The sequence below is a fragment of the Pantoea sp. X-Soil-TKNS-1279 genome (genome assembly GCF_059730565.1).
The window spans coordinates 4,060,661-4,074,097 of sequence record NZ_AP035948.1 but is presented as its reverse complement, the minus strand read 5'-3'; the positions used below and the strand labels follow the sequence as shown (position 1 = coordinate 4,074,097).

The 13,437-nt window shown below is 53.6% G+C and carries 15 protein-coding genes; 8 read left to right on the top strand and 7 right to left on the bottom strand.

Translation table 11 applies throughout. From position 1 onward, the window contains the following. The first annotated feature begins 204 nt into the window (after positions 1 to 204). Entirely contained in the window at positions 205 to 1,395 is a 1,191-nt protein-coding gene (locus AC6I8N_RS19100) for a BaiN/RdsA family NAD(P)/FAD-dependent oxidoreductase (RefSeq protein ID WP_497829697.1), read from the top strand. Here the strand turns inward: AC6I8N_RS19100 and AC6I8N_RS19095 are convergent, their stop codons facing one another. From AC6I8N_RS19095 to AC6I8N_RS19075, 5 genes are all read right to left on the bottom strand, one after another. Then, complete coding sequence (locus AC6I8N_RS19095) at positions 1,396 to 2,274, bottom strand: hypothetical protein (protein ID WP_497829696.1); 879 nt, start codon at positions 2,272 to 2,274, stop codon at positions 1,396 to 1,398. Continuing rightward, positions 2,244 to 2,726, bottom strand: coding sequence for an Hcp family type VI secretion system effector (locus AC6I8N_RS19090; RefSeq protein WP_021184907.1), 483 nt, complete (start codon positions 2,724 to 2,726; stop codon positions 2,244 to 2,246). The genes AC6I8N_RS19095 and AC6I8N_RS19090 overlap by 31 nt, the downstream gene beginning before the upstream one ends. Positions 2,727 to 2,771: 45 nt before the next feature. Beyond that, positions 2,772 to 3,254 carry an Hcp family type VI secretion system effector gene (locus AC6I8N_RS19085; RefSeq protein WP_021184906.1) on the bottom strand — a complete coding sequence of 161 codons (483 nt, stop codon included), beginning with the start codon at positions 3,252 to 3,254 and terminating at the stop codon, positions 2,772 to 2,774. A gap of 498 nt (positions 3,255 to 3,752) precedes the next feature. Next, positions 3,753 to 5,150, bottom strand: a complete 1,398-nt coding sequence (locus AC6I8N_RS19080) for an APC family permease (RefSeq protein ID WP_036626733.1) — start codon at positions 5,148 to 5,150, stop codon at positions 3,753 to 3,755. A gap of 149 nt (positions 5,151 to 5,299) precedes the next feature. After that, entirely contained in the window at positions 5,300 to 6,133 is an 834-nt protein-coding gene (locus AC6I8N_RS19075) for a helix-turn-helix domain-containing protein (RefSeq protein ID WP_415173638.1), read from the bottom strand. A gap of 178 nt (positions 6,134 to 6,311) precedes the next feature. Between AC6I8N_RS19075 and AC6I8N_RS19070 the strand changes: the two genes are divergently transcribed. Genes AC6I8N_RS19070 through AC6I8N_RS19060 form a run of 3 tightly spaced genes read left to right on the top strand, consistent with a single transcriptional unit; the run spans position 6,312 to position 9,201 of the window. Continuing rightward, complete coding sequence (locus AC6I8N_RS19070; protein WP_497829695.1) at positions 6,312 to 7,451, top strand: ornithine cyclodeaminase family protein; 1,140 nt, start codon at positions 6,312 to 6,314, stop codon at positions 7,449 to 7,451. A 14-nt stretch (positions 7,452 to 7,465) separates the two neighbouring features. After that, complete coding sequence (locus tag AC6I8N_RS19065; protein WP_021184902.1) at positions 7,466 to 7,888, top strand: RidA family protein; 423 nt, start codon at positions 7,466 to 7,468, stop codon at positions 7,886 to 7,888. Between the two features lie 20 nt (positions 7,889 to 7,908). Then, positions 7,909 to 9,201 (top strand): NAD(P)/FAD-dependent oxidoreductase, encoded by a 1,293-nt coding sequence (locus tag AC6I8N_RS19060; RefSeq protein WP_497829694.1) that lies wholly within the window; start codon positions 7,909 to 7,911, stop codon positions 9,199 to 9,201. A 61-nt stretch (positions 9,202 to 9,262) separates the two neighbouring features. Here the strand turns inward: AC6I8N_RS19060 and AC6I8N_RS19055 are convergent, their stop codons facing one another. Next, complete coding sequence (locus AC6I8N_RS19055) at positions 9,263 to 9,538, bottom strand: metal/formaldehyde-sensitive transcriptional repressor (RefSeq protein ID WP_208724341.1); 276 nt, start codon at positions 9,536 to 9,538, stop codon at positions 9,263 to 9,265. Between the two features lie 94 nt (positions 9,539 to 9,632). Here AC6I8N_RS19055 and AC6I8N_RS19050 point away from each other — a divergent pair, with 94 nt between their 5' ends. The 3 genes from AC6I8N_RS19050 to AC6I8N_RS19040 all read left to right on the top strand — a co-directional run bounded on the left by AC6I8N_RS19050 (position 9,633) and on the right by AC6I8N_RS19040 (position 11,516). Further along, positions 9,633 to 10,709, top strand: coding sequence for a nickel/cobalt efflux transporter (locus tag AC6I8N_RS19050; protein ID WP_497829693.1), 1,077 nt, complete (start codon positions 9,633 to 9,635; stop codon positions 10,707 to 10,709). 60 nt (positions 10,710 to 10,769) lie between these two features. After that, positions 10,770 to 11,120 carry a hypothetical protein gene (locus AC6I8N_RS19045; protein WP_021184898.1) on the top strand — a complete coding sequence of 117 codons (351 nt, stop codon included), beginning with the start codon at positions 10,770 to 10,772 and terminating at the stop codon, positions 11,118 to 11,120. 123 nt (positions 11,121 to 11,243) lie between these two features. Further along, a complete protein-coding gene (locus AC6I8N_RS19040; RefSeq protein WP_021184897.1) occupies positions 11,244 to 11,516 on the top strand; it encodes a YdgH/BhsA/McbA family protein in 273 nt (90 codons plus the stop codon). A 75-nt stretch (positions 11,517 to 11,591) separates the two neighbouring features. Here AC6I8N_RS19040 and AC6I8N_RS19035 read toward each other — a convergent pair whose 3' ends face one another. Continuing rightward, positions 11,592 to 12,086 carry a helix-turn-helix domain-containing protein gene (locus tag AC6I8N_RS19035; protein ID WP_497829692.1) on the bottom strand — a complete coding sequence of 165 codons (495 nt, stop codon included), beginning with the start codon at positions 12,084 to 12,086 and terminating at the stop codon, positions 11,592 to 11,594. A 328-nt stretch (positions 12,087 to 12,414) separates the two neighbouring features. Between AC6I8N_RS19035 and AC6I8N_RS19030 the strand changes: the two genes are divergently transcribed. After that, the gene (locus AC6I8N_RS19030; protein ID WP_497829691.1) at positions 12,415 to 13,422 is read left to right on the top strand and encodes an alpha/beta fold hydrolase; all 1,008 of its coding nucleotides are present in this window, start codon (positions 12,415 to 12,417) and stop codon (positions 13,420 to 13,422) included. Positions 13,423 to 13,437: the final 15 nt, after the last annotated feature.

The following is a 13,437-nucleotide window of genomic DNA, read 5'->3' as shown; positions in this document are numbered from 1 at the left end:
ATTATCCGCGACAACGTGCTGTATGGGAAAGGGAAATATAGTCTTTTTTTGTCTTAATGTTGCCAGTCACACGCCTAAACAAGGGAAAAATGCCGAAATATGAGTCATTTACAATATGACATATTTACGGCATTTTTTTGACGCTGGCGTCAAAGAGGACAGAACACTACAATCAGCGCCTTTCGGGTGAAGTGAGAAAAAGCAGTGGAAAAGTTTGACGTTATCATTGTTGGCGCGGGTGCTGCGGGCATGTTCTGTGCTGCACAGGCCGGACAGCGTGGCCTGCGTGTGCTGCTGCTTGATAACGGCAAAAAAGCGGGCCGCAAAATTCTGATGTCGGGCGGCGGGCGCTGCAACTTCACCAATATGTACACCGAGCCTGCGGCCTACCTCTCCCATAACCCGCACTTTTGTAAATCTGCGCTGGCGCGCTATACCCAGTGGGACTTTATCGATCTGGTCAATCGTCACGGCATCGCATATCACGAGAAAACGCTGGGCCAGTTGTTCTGTGACGATTCGGCGCAGCAAATCGTGGATATGCTGCTGGCCGAGTGTGAAGCCGGACAGGTGACGCTCCGGTTGCGCAGCGAAGTGCTGAGCGTGCAGCGTGACGACGCAGGCTACACCCTGCAACTGAACGGCATGACGGTGCAGGCGGAGAAGTTGGTGATCGCCAGCGGTGGCTTATCGATGCCGGGGCTGGGAGCTTCACCGTTCGGTTATAAAGTGGCGGAGCAGTTTGGTTTGAAAGTGTTCCCGACGCGCGCTGCGCTGGTGCCTTTTACTCTGCATAAACCGCTGCTGGAACAATTGAACACCTTATCCGGCGTGGCGTTACCCACCACCATCACTGCGCAGGATGGCACCTTATTTAAAGAGGCGTTGTTGTTTACCCATCGCGGTTTATCTGGCCCGGCGGTGTTGCAAATCTCCAGTTACTGGCAGCCCGGCGAGTTCGTGACGGTGGATTTATCCCCGGCAACGCCGCTGGATGGGTTTATTAATATCCAGCGCGACGCCCATCCGAATCTCAGCCTGAAAAACAGCCTGGCGAAAATTTTGCCGAAGCGCCTGGTGGAAGTGTTGCAGGCGCTGAACCAGATCCCTGACGTCACCCTGAAGCAGCTCAACAGCAAGCAGCAGGGCGAACTGGTGCAAACCCTGCATCAGTGGCGGGTACAGCCAAACGGCACCGAAGGCTACCGCACGGCTGAAGTGACGCTGGGCGGCGTGGATACCACCCTGTTATCGTCAAAAACCATGGAAGCACGCGATGTGCCCGGATTGTATTTTATCGGCGAAGTGGTGGATGTGACCGGCTGGCTGGGTGGCTATAACTTCCAGTGGGCGTGGAGTTCCGCCTGGGCGTGCGCGCAGGCGTTGTCATCCTGATTACGGCAACTTGAGATTGATCAGGTAATCATACTGAATACGTGAAATATCCAGCGGAGCCCCGCCTTCAAAATAGACCTTCATAAACTCGGCAGGTCGGCCAACAATATCAACGCGCTGATAGGCTGAGCTGATAAATCGGGTCAGTATCTGCTGAATTGCCGCGGCCTGATCGCCCGGAAGTGCATTTTTACCGGTGACATTTTGTTCAAAAGTCAGGGGAGGGCTGTCTTCATCAGGTTTGTACTGTACGCGTTTGACATAGACGTCATTGCGGAATTCAGAAAATGCATTGTGGGTGGTATTGAACATATCGGCGAGATTTTTGATATGTGACGCCATCTGATTCACCGCCACGACTTTCTGGGTCACAAAACGTGTTCCCCACGCGGAGGCGGCGGTGACGCCGAACTGTACGGCATTCCTGCCAATGATGCTGCCCACACTGGACCCTAATCCCGCCCATAGCCCGGCACCGAGAAATATTGCGGTTCCCCCCAACGCACTTTTGGCGGCATTATCCACATGCTGGACGCGCACACCGGCTACACGGTTATCCAGATGGTTAATCCTCCCCAGTGGTAACTGCCCTGACTCGACATCGCCGGAAGCCAGGCGGCGGTTATTCTCGTCTTTGTAATCTTTCAGGGTATAAGCAATCTGACTGGTTTCCGATTTAGCCAGTCTGAAGACTTCATCCGTCGATAACGAACGGACGAGAATCAAAGCTTCGTCCAGAATTTCAGTGGTCAGATAGTTTGCTGACACACGATTATTTAATTCGGGTTGTGATGTCAGTGCTAATATTTCATGTGATTTCGGAAATGCCATAACGCCCCCGAGCGTGGTTAGACTTCTTTGTTTTGTTTGATATCCCAACCCATCTGCACTGACGCGCCTTTATTCCCCTGAGAAGTCTGTTCCCAATATTCCATCGCCACCTTACTGGCCTGAAATGCGTATTCCATACCCAGGGTTGATCCATGTGCTACACCGATATAATCGGTTTGTGTTACCAACACATCTTCCAGCGTAATAAGGGTATATTCGACTTCCTGACCGCCGGCTTTGCAGACTGACAGTTGAACTTTGGCAATATGTTTGCCGCTGGAGCAATATTTCAGTAACGCCGGGGTACCTTTATCAACCAGCGCCTGCACAGTAAGGTCACGATAATTCACTTTACCTGCGCCACCACCACCACCCACCGCCATATTACCGGGTTGCTTTGCCCCCCAGCTAAATGAATACACATCGATCCAGTTCTTGTGATTCGCATTTTGCGATTCACCATTGATGCCATCCACTTTTAAAAAAATATCTATCGCCATTGTGTTTACCATCGCCTTGTCGTGATATCAGGGTGTCATGCGTGTTTAGCTTTCTTTGTTTTGCTTAATGTCCCAGCTCACTTTGCTTTCGGCACCTTTGGTACCACTCTCGCCCTGTTCCCAATAGCTCATGGAGACTTTGGCCGCCTGGAAGGCGTAATCCACTACGATGGTGTCGCTCTGACCCACGCCGTTGAAGTCGGTTTGCGTAACCAGCACGTCTTCAAGGGTGATCTTTGAATATTCAACCTGGTTGCCACCGGCCTTACAAACTGACAGCTCGACTTTGTCGACATGTTTACCGCTGGAGCAGAACTTCAAAATCGCCGGGGTGGATTTATCAATCAACGCCTTAATATTCAGATCACGGTAAGCCACTTTGCCAGCACCACCGCCGCCGCCAACTGACATATTTCCCGGTTGTGCAGCTCCCCATGTAAAGGAGAGTACATCGGTCCATCCTTTGTGATTGCTGTCCTGGGACTCACCGGTTGTTCCGTCAACTTTCAAATAAATATCAATAGCCATTACCTGATTTCCTGATTGCTTTTTCCATGAAAGATAAATGAGATACGCATCTCACTCGGTTACGTGAAAATGGTGTCAAGCCAGTTAATATGGAGATAATTCTGTCACCGCAATGTCACTTTTCACCCGATTTATCTGAAAAAATCGAGGGGATATTGCGGCCTGCTAAAGCTGATATGTCACTTATTTGTGTAGAGATTGGATCTGATTATCATCGCGTAAATACGCGATGGCACCGTAATACATTAGTAAAATTTAACACGGCTTCATGTCAATAAATTAACAGTGTTAACGATTTTATTAGGATGATTCTGAAACTGAATGATGTTGCCCAATGTTGGGAAGAGTGGGGTGGGAAACGATGATGCATTGAGTAGCGGCGCGATTTATCGCGCGGGTCATTGCAGGTCATGACACAGCCTGAAAAGAGCGCGATAAATCGCGCCGCTACATATAGGGATATTCAGGGGGAAACTGAGTTAAAGCAGCTAAGGCAGATTATTTTTTTATCACCGCCACTTTCATTCCACGCTTCAATGACATGCCGTAACCCGCCAGCGCACAGGCGGCGATAAACCACGGGATCATCTTCACCACGCTGGAATCGCTGCCACTCAGGGATTGCAGATTGTTCACCACCAGAATGATGGTGAGGGTCATACAAATAATCGACAGCAGCGGTGCCCAGAACACCTGAAACCGGCTGTCATCCGTTACGACGCGACGGAAAAACAGCACCACCGCCGCTGACACGCCCAATTGCAGAATCAGGATACACAGGGTAGCGACCGCCGAACCGATGGCAAAGATGTGCACCATCGGGTCCAGCCCGGCGCTGCCCATCCCCGCCAGTAACAGCAACAGAATCACGCTATGCAGATGGCTGGCGTTATGTGGCGTACCGTTGGTGGGATGGGTTTTGCACAGCTCTTTCCAGATCAGACCATCACGGCTGATGCTAAACAGATAGCGGGAGATATTGTTGTGAAACGCCAGGGTGGCGGCGAACAGGCTGGTGATCAACAGCACCGACATGGTATCCACCGCCCACTGGCCGACATACTGACGGGTGATGTTGAAGACAAAATTGCCGGGATCTTTGCTGGCGATGGCCACAATTTCATCGAAGCCATAGGCCTGCACCAGCGACCAACTGGTAAAGCAGAAAAAGGCGGTGATGAGCAGCAGGGCGCAAATGGTGGCGCGTGGCACGGTTTTCTGTGGATCGCGGCACTCTTCGGCATAGATCGCCGTTGATTCAAAACCGATAAAGGCGGCGATGGTAAAGATAAAGGCGATACCGAGGTTGCCTTGCATAAACACGGACGGCTCAAACGACTGGAAGGTGTAAGGACCGGCTTTTTTCACCAGCAGCATCACATCGGTCAGCAGTACGATCGCGACCTCGGCCAGCATCAGCACGCCCAGTAACTTACCGCCCACCTCAACCCGTTTGATGCCCAGCACCCAGGCAATCACCGCAAACAACATACTCAGCGCCCACCAGGGAATATGGGTGCTGAGATGTTCTTCAAGGAACAGCTGGGTAAAGAAGCCGAGCATGGCGACAATCGCGATTTGGATGGAGAAGTAGGCCATTAACGCCAGTACCGACGCCGATGCGCCCCAGTTTTCTCCCAGACCTTTGGAGATATAGGTATAGAAGGCACCGGCGTTATTGACGTGGCGACTCATGGCGATAAAGCCCACCGCGAACAGCATCAAAATGACGCACGACAGGATGTAAAACACCGGAATGCCACCGCCATTGCCGGAAATAATCGCCACCGGCAGGCCACCGACCACGCCAGTCAGCGGCGACGCCGCCGCCACCACAAAAAAGACCAGAGAAAACAAGCCCAACGTATTTTTGCGTAAACCGGTATCGTTGTTCATCGCCAGCGCCTCTATGGAGAGAGTGAAATTTCTCAGGCGATCTGCGTCGCCTGAAGCAGGTAACTTCGCTGCATCATTTCTCAGCGATGACGATGACGGATAGAAAAAATCGGACAGAGCAACGGTGCAGAGTTGCACCGTTTTAGTGCTCAGTGATAGCGCAAGCGATGGAACAACGCGTCGTGGGCAATCCGGCGTTGATAGTCGCAGGGCGTGGTGCTGACGAACTTTTTAAATTCACGCAGGAAGTGGGACTGGTCGCTGAACCCGAGGTTAAACGCCAGATCGCTAAAGGAAATATTACCCTGCGCATGGATGCTGGTTAGCGCCGACTGGCAGCGCAGAATGCGGCTGAAGGCTTTGGGCGACAAACCGGTATCCTGGCGGAACTGCCGCTGAATGGTGCGGCAGGTATAACCGGTCAGGGCTTCCAGTTGATCGACGCGAATATTGCCCTTTTGCTGGCGCATCGCGTGGATGATAAAGGCGGTTACCGATGAGGCTTTGCGCACCAGCCGTGGCGTGAAGTGGGCGTTAAATAACGAAATTTGCTGTGAAAAGCTGTGGCTTTGCACAATTTGTTCAAACGCCAGTCGGGCATCAGGTACCACATCAAGAAAGCTGAATTCATGGTCGGGGATCTCCTCTGCCATCACATCAAGAAAATCGGGGATAACGCCTGGCGCGAACCGCACGCCAAAATAATGATGGTTGTGCAGCATGTCGGCGCCGCGTGCTTCCAGCGTGGTGCCGCACACGCGCCCTTTCGGGTTGAGCGGATCGCAATCAAACACGATATCGACGCAGCCATCGGGAATCGCCAGCGTCATGCCTGCCGATTGCGCGACATCGAAGCTGTAAAAGTGTGAAATCGCCGGGTTTTCTGAGGCGATCACGGAGTAATGTTGCGCGGCATTCAGCACGAAAAACGGCTGTTCCGGGTGAAAGCTGCCGCCATGACGATAAAGGGAATTCTCAGACATCGCGCGCTCCGCTACAGGCTGAACAGGGATAGCGGGATCATGCAAGCGCTGTGCCACGCGGATGTCGCAAATATTCAATACAGCCCGAATCCAGTCACGTATTCCTAAAGGCATCCACCTGCACGCCAGACGCACTGCGCTGGCGGGAATACGAACGAAGACTGAAAAGGGGTTAGCCATGACAGATTCAACCCGGATTGATTTTATCTACCTGTCGGAGCAGGACATGATCCGCGCAGGCGTCACCGACATGCCCGCCTGTGTCGATACTATGGAGGAGATGTTTGGCCTGCTGTATCAAGGCGACTACCGCATGGCCGGGGCCAATAACGATTCGCACGGCGCGATGGTGACCTTCCCGGAAAACTCACCCTTTCCCACGATGCCGAAGCCCACGGCTGACCGACGTTTAATGGCGATGCCCGCCTATCTCGGCGGCAGCTTCTGTACCGCCGGGGTGAAATGGTATGGCTCGAATATCGCCAACCGCGAAAAAGGACTGCCGCGCTCGATTCTGATGTTCACCCTTAACGATGCGGATACCGGCGCACCGCTGGCGCATATGTCAGCGAACCTGTTGTCGGCGTATCGCACCGGCGCAGTACCCGGCGTGGGCGCGCGCCATCTGGCACGCAAGAATTCTCGCGTAATTGGCCTGCTGGGCCCCGGCGTGATGGGTAAAACCGCCGTCGCCGCGTTTATCGCGGTGTGCCCGCTGATCGACACCATCAAAGTGAAGGGGCGTGGGCAGCGTAGCCTCGATAACTTCCTCACCTGGGTGCAGGAGACGTATCCGCAAATCAAACATATCGAAATCGTCGATACCCTCGAAGCGGTGGTGCGTGACTCCGACATCGTGACCTATTGCAGTTCCGGCGAGGTGGGCGACCCGGACAGCTATCCTCTGGTCAAACGCGAGTGGGTAAAGCCAGGGGCGTTTCTTGCCATGCCTGCGCTGTGCAACATCGACGCCGGGATGGAGCAACCCGACGTGCGCAAAGTGCTGGATAACACCGGCCTGTATCAGGCGTGGTTCGAGGAGGTGCCGAAACCCGCCCATAAAACCATCCCGGTTATCGGCGTGCGTTTTATGGACATGATCGCCGAGGGCAAGCTGGCAGCGGAGCAACTGGAAGATATCGGCAAAATCGTTGCCGGTGATGCACCTGGCCGCCAAAACGATGAAGAGATCATCATCATGTCCGTCGGTGGTATGCCGGTGGAAGACGTTGCCTGGGGCACGGTGGTGTATCGCAACGCGATCGCAAAAGGCATCGGCGTGAAATTAAACCTGTGGGAAACCCCGGTACTCAGCTAACCAAGGAAACCAGCATGACGCAGATTATTAAAGTAAAAACCGGTTCAAAATTTGAAGAGATGGGCAGTTATTCACGCATTGTCGCGGTAGATAACTGGATTTATGTCTCCAATACCGCAGGCCGCAACCCGGTCAGCAAGGAGATTCCGGCCGATGTCACGGAGCAAACCTTGCAGGTGTTTGCCAATATCGAAGCGGCGCTGGCGGCGATTGATGCCTCGCTCAAGGATGTGGTGTTCTCGCGGGTGTTTATTCAGGAACCGGACGATGTGCCGACGGTAATGGCCATCATCGGCGAGAAGTTTCGTGGCATCAACCCGGCCACCACCGTGACTTGCCCGCCGCTGGGTTCCACGGTTTACAAGGTGGAGCTGGAGGTTACGGCATACCGTGGGGCCGGTCAGGCCGCAGTACAGGAAATCACCGTGGCGCTGTAAGGCATCACAGGAGGCGCGTTATGTCACCGCAAATTACCCCCGTTACCACCTCTGCCGCTTTCCCCTCCGCCACCACGGTGGTGATTATTGGCGGCGGCATTGTCGGTTTAACCGCCGCGCTAACGCTGGCGGAGCGCAACATCCCGGTGGTGGTGCTGGAAAAAGGCCGCATCGCGGGCGAGCAGTCATCGCGTAATCTGGGCTGGATTCGTAAAACCAGCCGTGCTGCCGATGATATTCCACTGGCGCAGGCCGCCGATCGTCTGTGGGCGGGCATGGCGGCGCGTGTTGGCAGCGATGTGGGATATCGTCAGGCGGGCATTATGTTTATCGCCCGCAATGAAGCCCAGATGGCGCTGCATGAAGGCTGGTTTAAAGCGGTAGCGCCGCTGGCGCTGGATACGCAATTGCTGAGCAAAGCGGAGATTGCACAACGGGTGCCGGGAGGGCAGGGTCATTGGGCGGGAGGGATTTTCACCGCCTCCGATGGTCGGGCAGAACCGACGCTCGCTGCCAGCGCGATTGCGAAAGCGGCTATCGCGCGCGGGGCGATCATTGTTGAGCAGTGCGCGGTGCGCACGCTGGAAACCAGCGACGGCAAGGTTAGCGGGGTGATAACCGAACGTGGCGAAATTCGCTGTGACCAGGTGCTGCTGGCGGCGGGAGCCTGGTCGCGGCGTTTCCTTGGCAATCAGGGTATTGCGCTGCCGACACTGCCATTGATCTGTTCGGTGATGCGCACTAAACCGATGGAGGGGCCAACCCATATCGCCGTGGGTGCGCCGGATTTCTCGTTCCGCAAACACCAGGATGGTGGATTTGTTATTACTCAGCGTGGCGCGTTGGATGCGCCGCTGACCCTCGACCATCTGCTGCTGGGGACGCGCTATTTACCCCAATTGCGTCATGCGCGGGACAATCTGCGTATCTCGCTTGGCCGCTATTTTGTTAAAGACCTGGCGCTGGCTCGACGCTGGCGTGGCGATCGACGTTCGCCGTTCGAACGTGTTCGTACGCTCGATCCGGCGGCTAACCCGGCGCTCAATCAGGAGGCGATGCGTAACCTGCGTGCGGCCTGGCCGGTGTTTGAGCAAGCTGAGCTGGCGCAGGCCTGGGCTGGGGTGATTGATGTGACGCCCGATTCGAACCCGGTCATCGGCCCGGTTGCCAGCTTGCCGGGTCTGACGCTGGCGACCGGTTTTTCCGGTCACGGTTTCGGTACGTCACCGGCTGCCGGGCAACTGGCGGCCGATCTGGTCTCCGGTCATACGCCGCTGATCGACCCCACGCCGTATCGGTTTGCGCGATTTTGAGGAAAAAGGCGCGATAAATCGCGCCGCTACGTAATCCACACCTATTTATCGCGCGATGTTGTTACTTCATATAACTGCGCACCACCGCAATAATCTGTTCCATATCGGCGTTGCGCTCTTGCTCGCTGGCGTGTGGGTTCATCAGGTGCTCGCGAATATGTCCTTCCAGCAACTCACTCATTAATCCGTTAATCGCTCCCCGCACCGCTGCGACCTGCTGCAACACCTTCAGACACTCTTCCCCGCCCACCAGCGCTTTTTCCAGTGATTCGGTCTGGCCCTTGATGCGGCGTACGCGCGCCAGCAATTTCTTTTGGTCTTTCAGGGTATGAGACATGGCGTGACATCCGTTGATCAATACTATAGTGGGGTATAGTATATTCGCAGTGTCAGACAATTGCATCTGCCGCACCGTGACAATGAGAGAAAATATGACTGATTTTGCCGCCCTGATCAGCCAGGGCACCTCCAGCGCCTGGCTGTTTATCCCCAGTGCAATTTTGCTGGGGGCATTACACGGCCTGGAGCCAGGACATTCAAAAACCATGATGGCGGCGTTTATCGTGGCGATTCGCGGCACGGTTAAGCAGGCAGTGATGCTGGGGCTGGCGGCAACCCTGTCGCATACCTTGATTGTCTGGCTGATCGCGTTGGGTGGCATGTATGTCAGCCGCAAGCTGACGGCCGATACTGCCGAACCCTGGTTCCAACTGATCTCCGCCATTATCATTCTGGCAACCGCGCTTTGGATGATTTGGCGTACCTGGCAAAGCGAGCAGCAGCGCAAGCAACATCAGCACGAGCAGCGGGCAGATGCGCAGGTGATCGACACCGGGCACGGCCATATTGAACTGGCGCTGCATCAGGACCACTGGCAACTGCGTACTCTGGATGGCGCGGCATGGCAGCCCAGTCAGGTTAGCGTTGCGACCCGGCGCGGAATGGGATTCTCGCAAATCTTTACCTTCGCCGCACAGGACGGTGTCCTGCAATCGACACTGGCGGTGCCACAACCGCATACCTTCAATGCGCGTCTGTCACTCGGTCATGCTGGTCATTCCCATGATTACGATGTGGCCTGGCAGCAGGGGGAGGTCCAGCGCGCACCTGGCGAGCATGATGGCAGTTTTCAGGATGCGCATGAGCGTGCCCATGCCAGCGATATCAAAAAGCGTTTTGCCAGCCGTGAAGTGACCAACGGGCAGATTATCCTGTTTGGTTTAACCGGCGGCCTGATCCCCTGTCCGGCGGCCATCACGGTACTGTTGCTGTGCATTCAGGTGAAAGCCTTCAGCCTTGGCGCTGCGCTGGTACTGTGTTTCAGCCTTGGCCTGGCACTGACGCTGGTAGGGGTGGGGGCCGCTGCCGCGTTAAGCATACAAAAAGCCACCCAGCGCTGGCAGGGGTTGGATACGCTGGCACGCCGTACGCCCTGGTTCTCCGGCACTCTGATCGCGCTGGTGGCACTTTATATGGGTTATCACGGGCTAAGTGGCATCCTGCACTAAACCGCAACGCTGCGAATCTGTTAACATCGCGGCGTTTTTTTCCATTTGGTTATTTTCCCCATGTTAAAACTGAAATTTATCCTGCCGTTGCTGATCATCATCAGCGCTTTGGTCTGGTGGTTTACGCCGCATTACAGTGACGAGGACAAGGCGTATTACATCGCCATGTTTTGTACCTTAACCCATGATGGGCGCAGTAATTCGGTGCAGGATATGCAGCAGATTATTGAAGGCAGCAATTCAGACTATGCGTTGCAAAAAATTCACTTCCAGCGCGGTCTCGGTGAGCATCTGCAAATGGTGTGGCAAGGCTTGTCGCCTGAACTGCAACAGCAAGCCCATCAGGACCGTACTCAATGCCGCCGTTTGATGTCGGAAAAATTATTACCGGGTCAGGAATTACAGGGCTAAACGGTTTGGCGCGATAAATCGTTTAGCTACGAATAATAAGTGCTCAAAAAGATCAATGTCGGGTGGCGATTAATTAGACAATAGCCATAGAAAATTACCACGAAAATTGAAGAGGACGAGCTAATGAAAAAATATATTCTGTCTGCGTTGCTGCTTGGTGCGAGCGTACCGGTTATGGCCGCCAATAATATTTCTGCGCAGGAAGCGGAACACTTTAAACTTGAGTCGCTGGGAAATATTAGCGTATCCGATACTGGCGGTGCCATCAGCTCGCCGATGGATCTGCATCAACGTTTGTCAGAGATGGCTGATGAGAAAGGTGGAAAATATTATGTGGTCGAGGCTGCACGCCAACACGGAAATAATTTTGACGCGGTAGCCCAGGTCTACAAATAATGCGAAAAGCCCCGGAAGGGGCTTTTTTTTGCCTGAAAGACACGATAAAAAAAAGCGCGATTATCGCGCTTTGTCTCATTGCATCACACAGTCAATACGGCGCACCGGAAACTGACCCGACCGCAATGGTGGTGGCAGAATCTCTGGCATCTCTTTGCTGTTGGCGACAGATTCCAGGCGACACAAGACGCAAGGATCTTCACATTCTGTCAGTTGCTGTTGCCGTTCGCCGCTTAATTGTTTTTTACGACATGCAAGCGGGGTACAACCCATCATTTGTTTAAATGAACGGGTAAAAGATTGCTGGCTTTCAAAATGGTATTTTACGGCCAGGCTGATAATCGTTGCTTCGCTGTTTTTCAGCTCGACAACGCTGGCGGCCAGTTTCTTTTTGCGAATAAAACGTGCCAGGGTTTCATTATGGCAACGGGCGAAAAGTTTCTGCAAATACCATTTTGAATAACCAGATTTTTGCGCAATATCATCAATGCTTAAACGCTGATCTAAGTTTTCAACAATCCATTCAGTTACGGCGAGAATGACACCTTCATTGTATTTTCTCTCTTGCATATAGCACCTCCAGGTCAGTGCGCACAGTGTAATTTAACTTATCTTTCCGTGTGCCTTGTTACGTAAAGTTTTATCAGGAAGTTGAGGTTTATTTTTCTGCTATCAGACTATTCTCGCAACTCGTGAGATTTGACCGTTGTATGTTGTTTATTTGTTGAGGGAATATCCTGATTTAACCCTAATTAGTTAACGTAAATCCCATAACCTGATTTTTTGCGCCACATCGGTTGCCATACATCAGGGAAATTTACTGATGGCACGGCCCATCAATACAGCGATACGCGTAACATGCCACACTCGATCTTTTGATCTGACAGGAGATGTCCTGATGGCGTTACGTTTTCCCGTGAAGTTATTGATTTCTTCGCTGATGCTGATGAGCAGCGCATCAGCGCTTGCCGCCAACGTCTATGGAGAACAACTGGAAGGATTCCAGTACCCTTATCCGTTGCAGCACTTTAACTTCGCCTCCCAGCAGCAGACGCTCAGCATGGGGTATATGGATGTGCAGCCCGCGCAGCATGCCAATGGGCAGACGGTGGTGCTGATGCACGGCAAAAACTTCTGCGGTGCCACCTGGGAAGACACCATCAAGGCACTGAGTCAACAGGGCTATCGCGTGGTGGCACCGGACCAGATTGGTTTCTGTAGTTCCAGCAAACCCGCAAATTATCAATACACCTTCCAGCAACTGGCGCAGAACACCCATCAGTTATTGCAGCAACTGGGCGTCGATAAGGCGGTGATTGTCGGACACTCGACCGGCGGCATGCTGGCTACGCGCTATGCGCTGATGTATCCACAGCAGACGCAAAAACTGGTGCTGGTGAACCCGATTGGTCTGGAAGACTGGAAAGCCAAAGGCGCGCCCTGGCGTTCGGTGGATCAGTGGTATCAACGCGAGCTGAAGCTCAACGCCGCCGGTATCAAAAAGTATGAGCAGCAAACCTATTACGTCGGCCAGTGGAAGCCGGAATATGACAAATGGGTGGATATGTTGGCCGGGTTAAACAGCGGTCCGGGGCATAAAAAGGTCGCCTGGAACTCGGCGCTGATCTACGACATGATTTTTACCCAGCCGGTGTACTACGAATTTAAAGATCTGAAAGTGCCGACCACCCTGATGATCGGCACCTCCGACACCACCGCCATCGGTAGCGATATCGCACCGCCAGCGGTGAAAGCGCAGTTGGGGCATTACAATGTGCTGGGTAAACAGGTGGCGAAAATGATCCCTGGCGCGCGCCTGATTGAATTCCCCGGCATGGGGCATGCACCGCAGATGGAAGAACCGCAGAAGTTTAATCAGACGTTGATTGATGACCTGGCGCGGTAAGGTCAACACCGCGCG

Bases quoted from the DNA above. Each gene is read 5' to 3' on its own strand.
- AC6I8N_RS19075 (WP_415173638.1), bottom strand. From the start codon at position 6,133: ATGTCTGAGAATTCCCTTTATCGTCATGGCGGCAGCTTTCACCCGGAA.
- AC6I8N_RS19085 (WP_021184906.1), bottom strand. From the start codon at position 3,254: ATGGCTATTGATATTTATTTGAAAGTTGACGGAACAACCGGTGAGTCC.
- AC6I8N_RS19055 (WP_208724341.1), bottom strand. From the start codon at position 9,538: ATGTCTCATACCCTGAAAGACCAAAAGAAATTGCTGGCGCGCGTACGC.
- AC6I8N_RS19080 (WP_036626733.1), bottom strand. From the start codon at position 5,150: ATGAACAACGATACCGGTTTACGCAAAAATACGTTGGGCTTGTTTTCT.
- AC6I8N_RS19070 (WP_497829695.1), top strand. From the start codon at position 6,312: ATGACAGATTCAACCCGGATTGATTTTATCTACCTGTCGGAGCAGGAC.
- AC6I8N_RS19030 (WP_497829691.1), top strand. From the start codon at position 12,415: ATGGCGTTACGTTTTCCCGTGAAGTTATTGATTTCTTCGCTGATGCTG.
- AC6I8N_RS19090 (WP_021184907.1), bottom strand. From the start codon at position 2,726: ATGGCGATAGATATTTTTTTAAAAGTGGATGGCATCAATGGTGAATCG.
- AC6I8N_RS19045 (WP_021184898.1), top strand. From the start codon at position 10,770: ATGTTAAAACTGAAATTTATCCTGCCGTTGCTGATCATCATCAGCGCT.
- AC6I8N_RS19065 (WP_021184902.1), top strand. From the start codon at position 7,466: ATGACGCAGATTATTAAAGTAAAAACCGGTTCAAAATTTGAAGAGATG.
- AC6I8N_RS19050 (WP_497829693.1), top strand. From the start codon at position 9,633: ATGACTGATTTTGCCGCCCTGATCAGCCAGGGCACCTCCAGCGCCTGG.
- AC6I8N_RS19035 (WP_497829692.1), bottom strand. From the start codon at position 12,086: ATGCAAGAGAGAAAATACAATGAAGGTGTCATTCTCGCCGTAACTGAA.
- AC6I8N_RS19060 (WP_497829694.1), top strand. From the start codon at position 7,909: ATGTCACCGCAAATTACCCCCGTTACCACCTCTGCCGCTTTCCCCTCC.
- AC6I8N_RS19040 (WP_021184897.1), top strand. From the start codon at position 11,244: ATGAAAAAATATATTCTGTCTGCGTTGCTGCTTGGTGCGAGCGTACCG.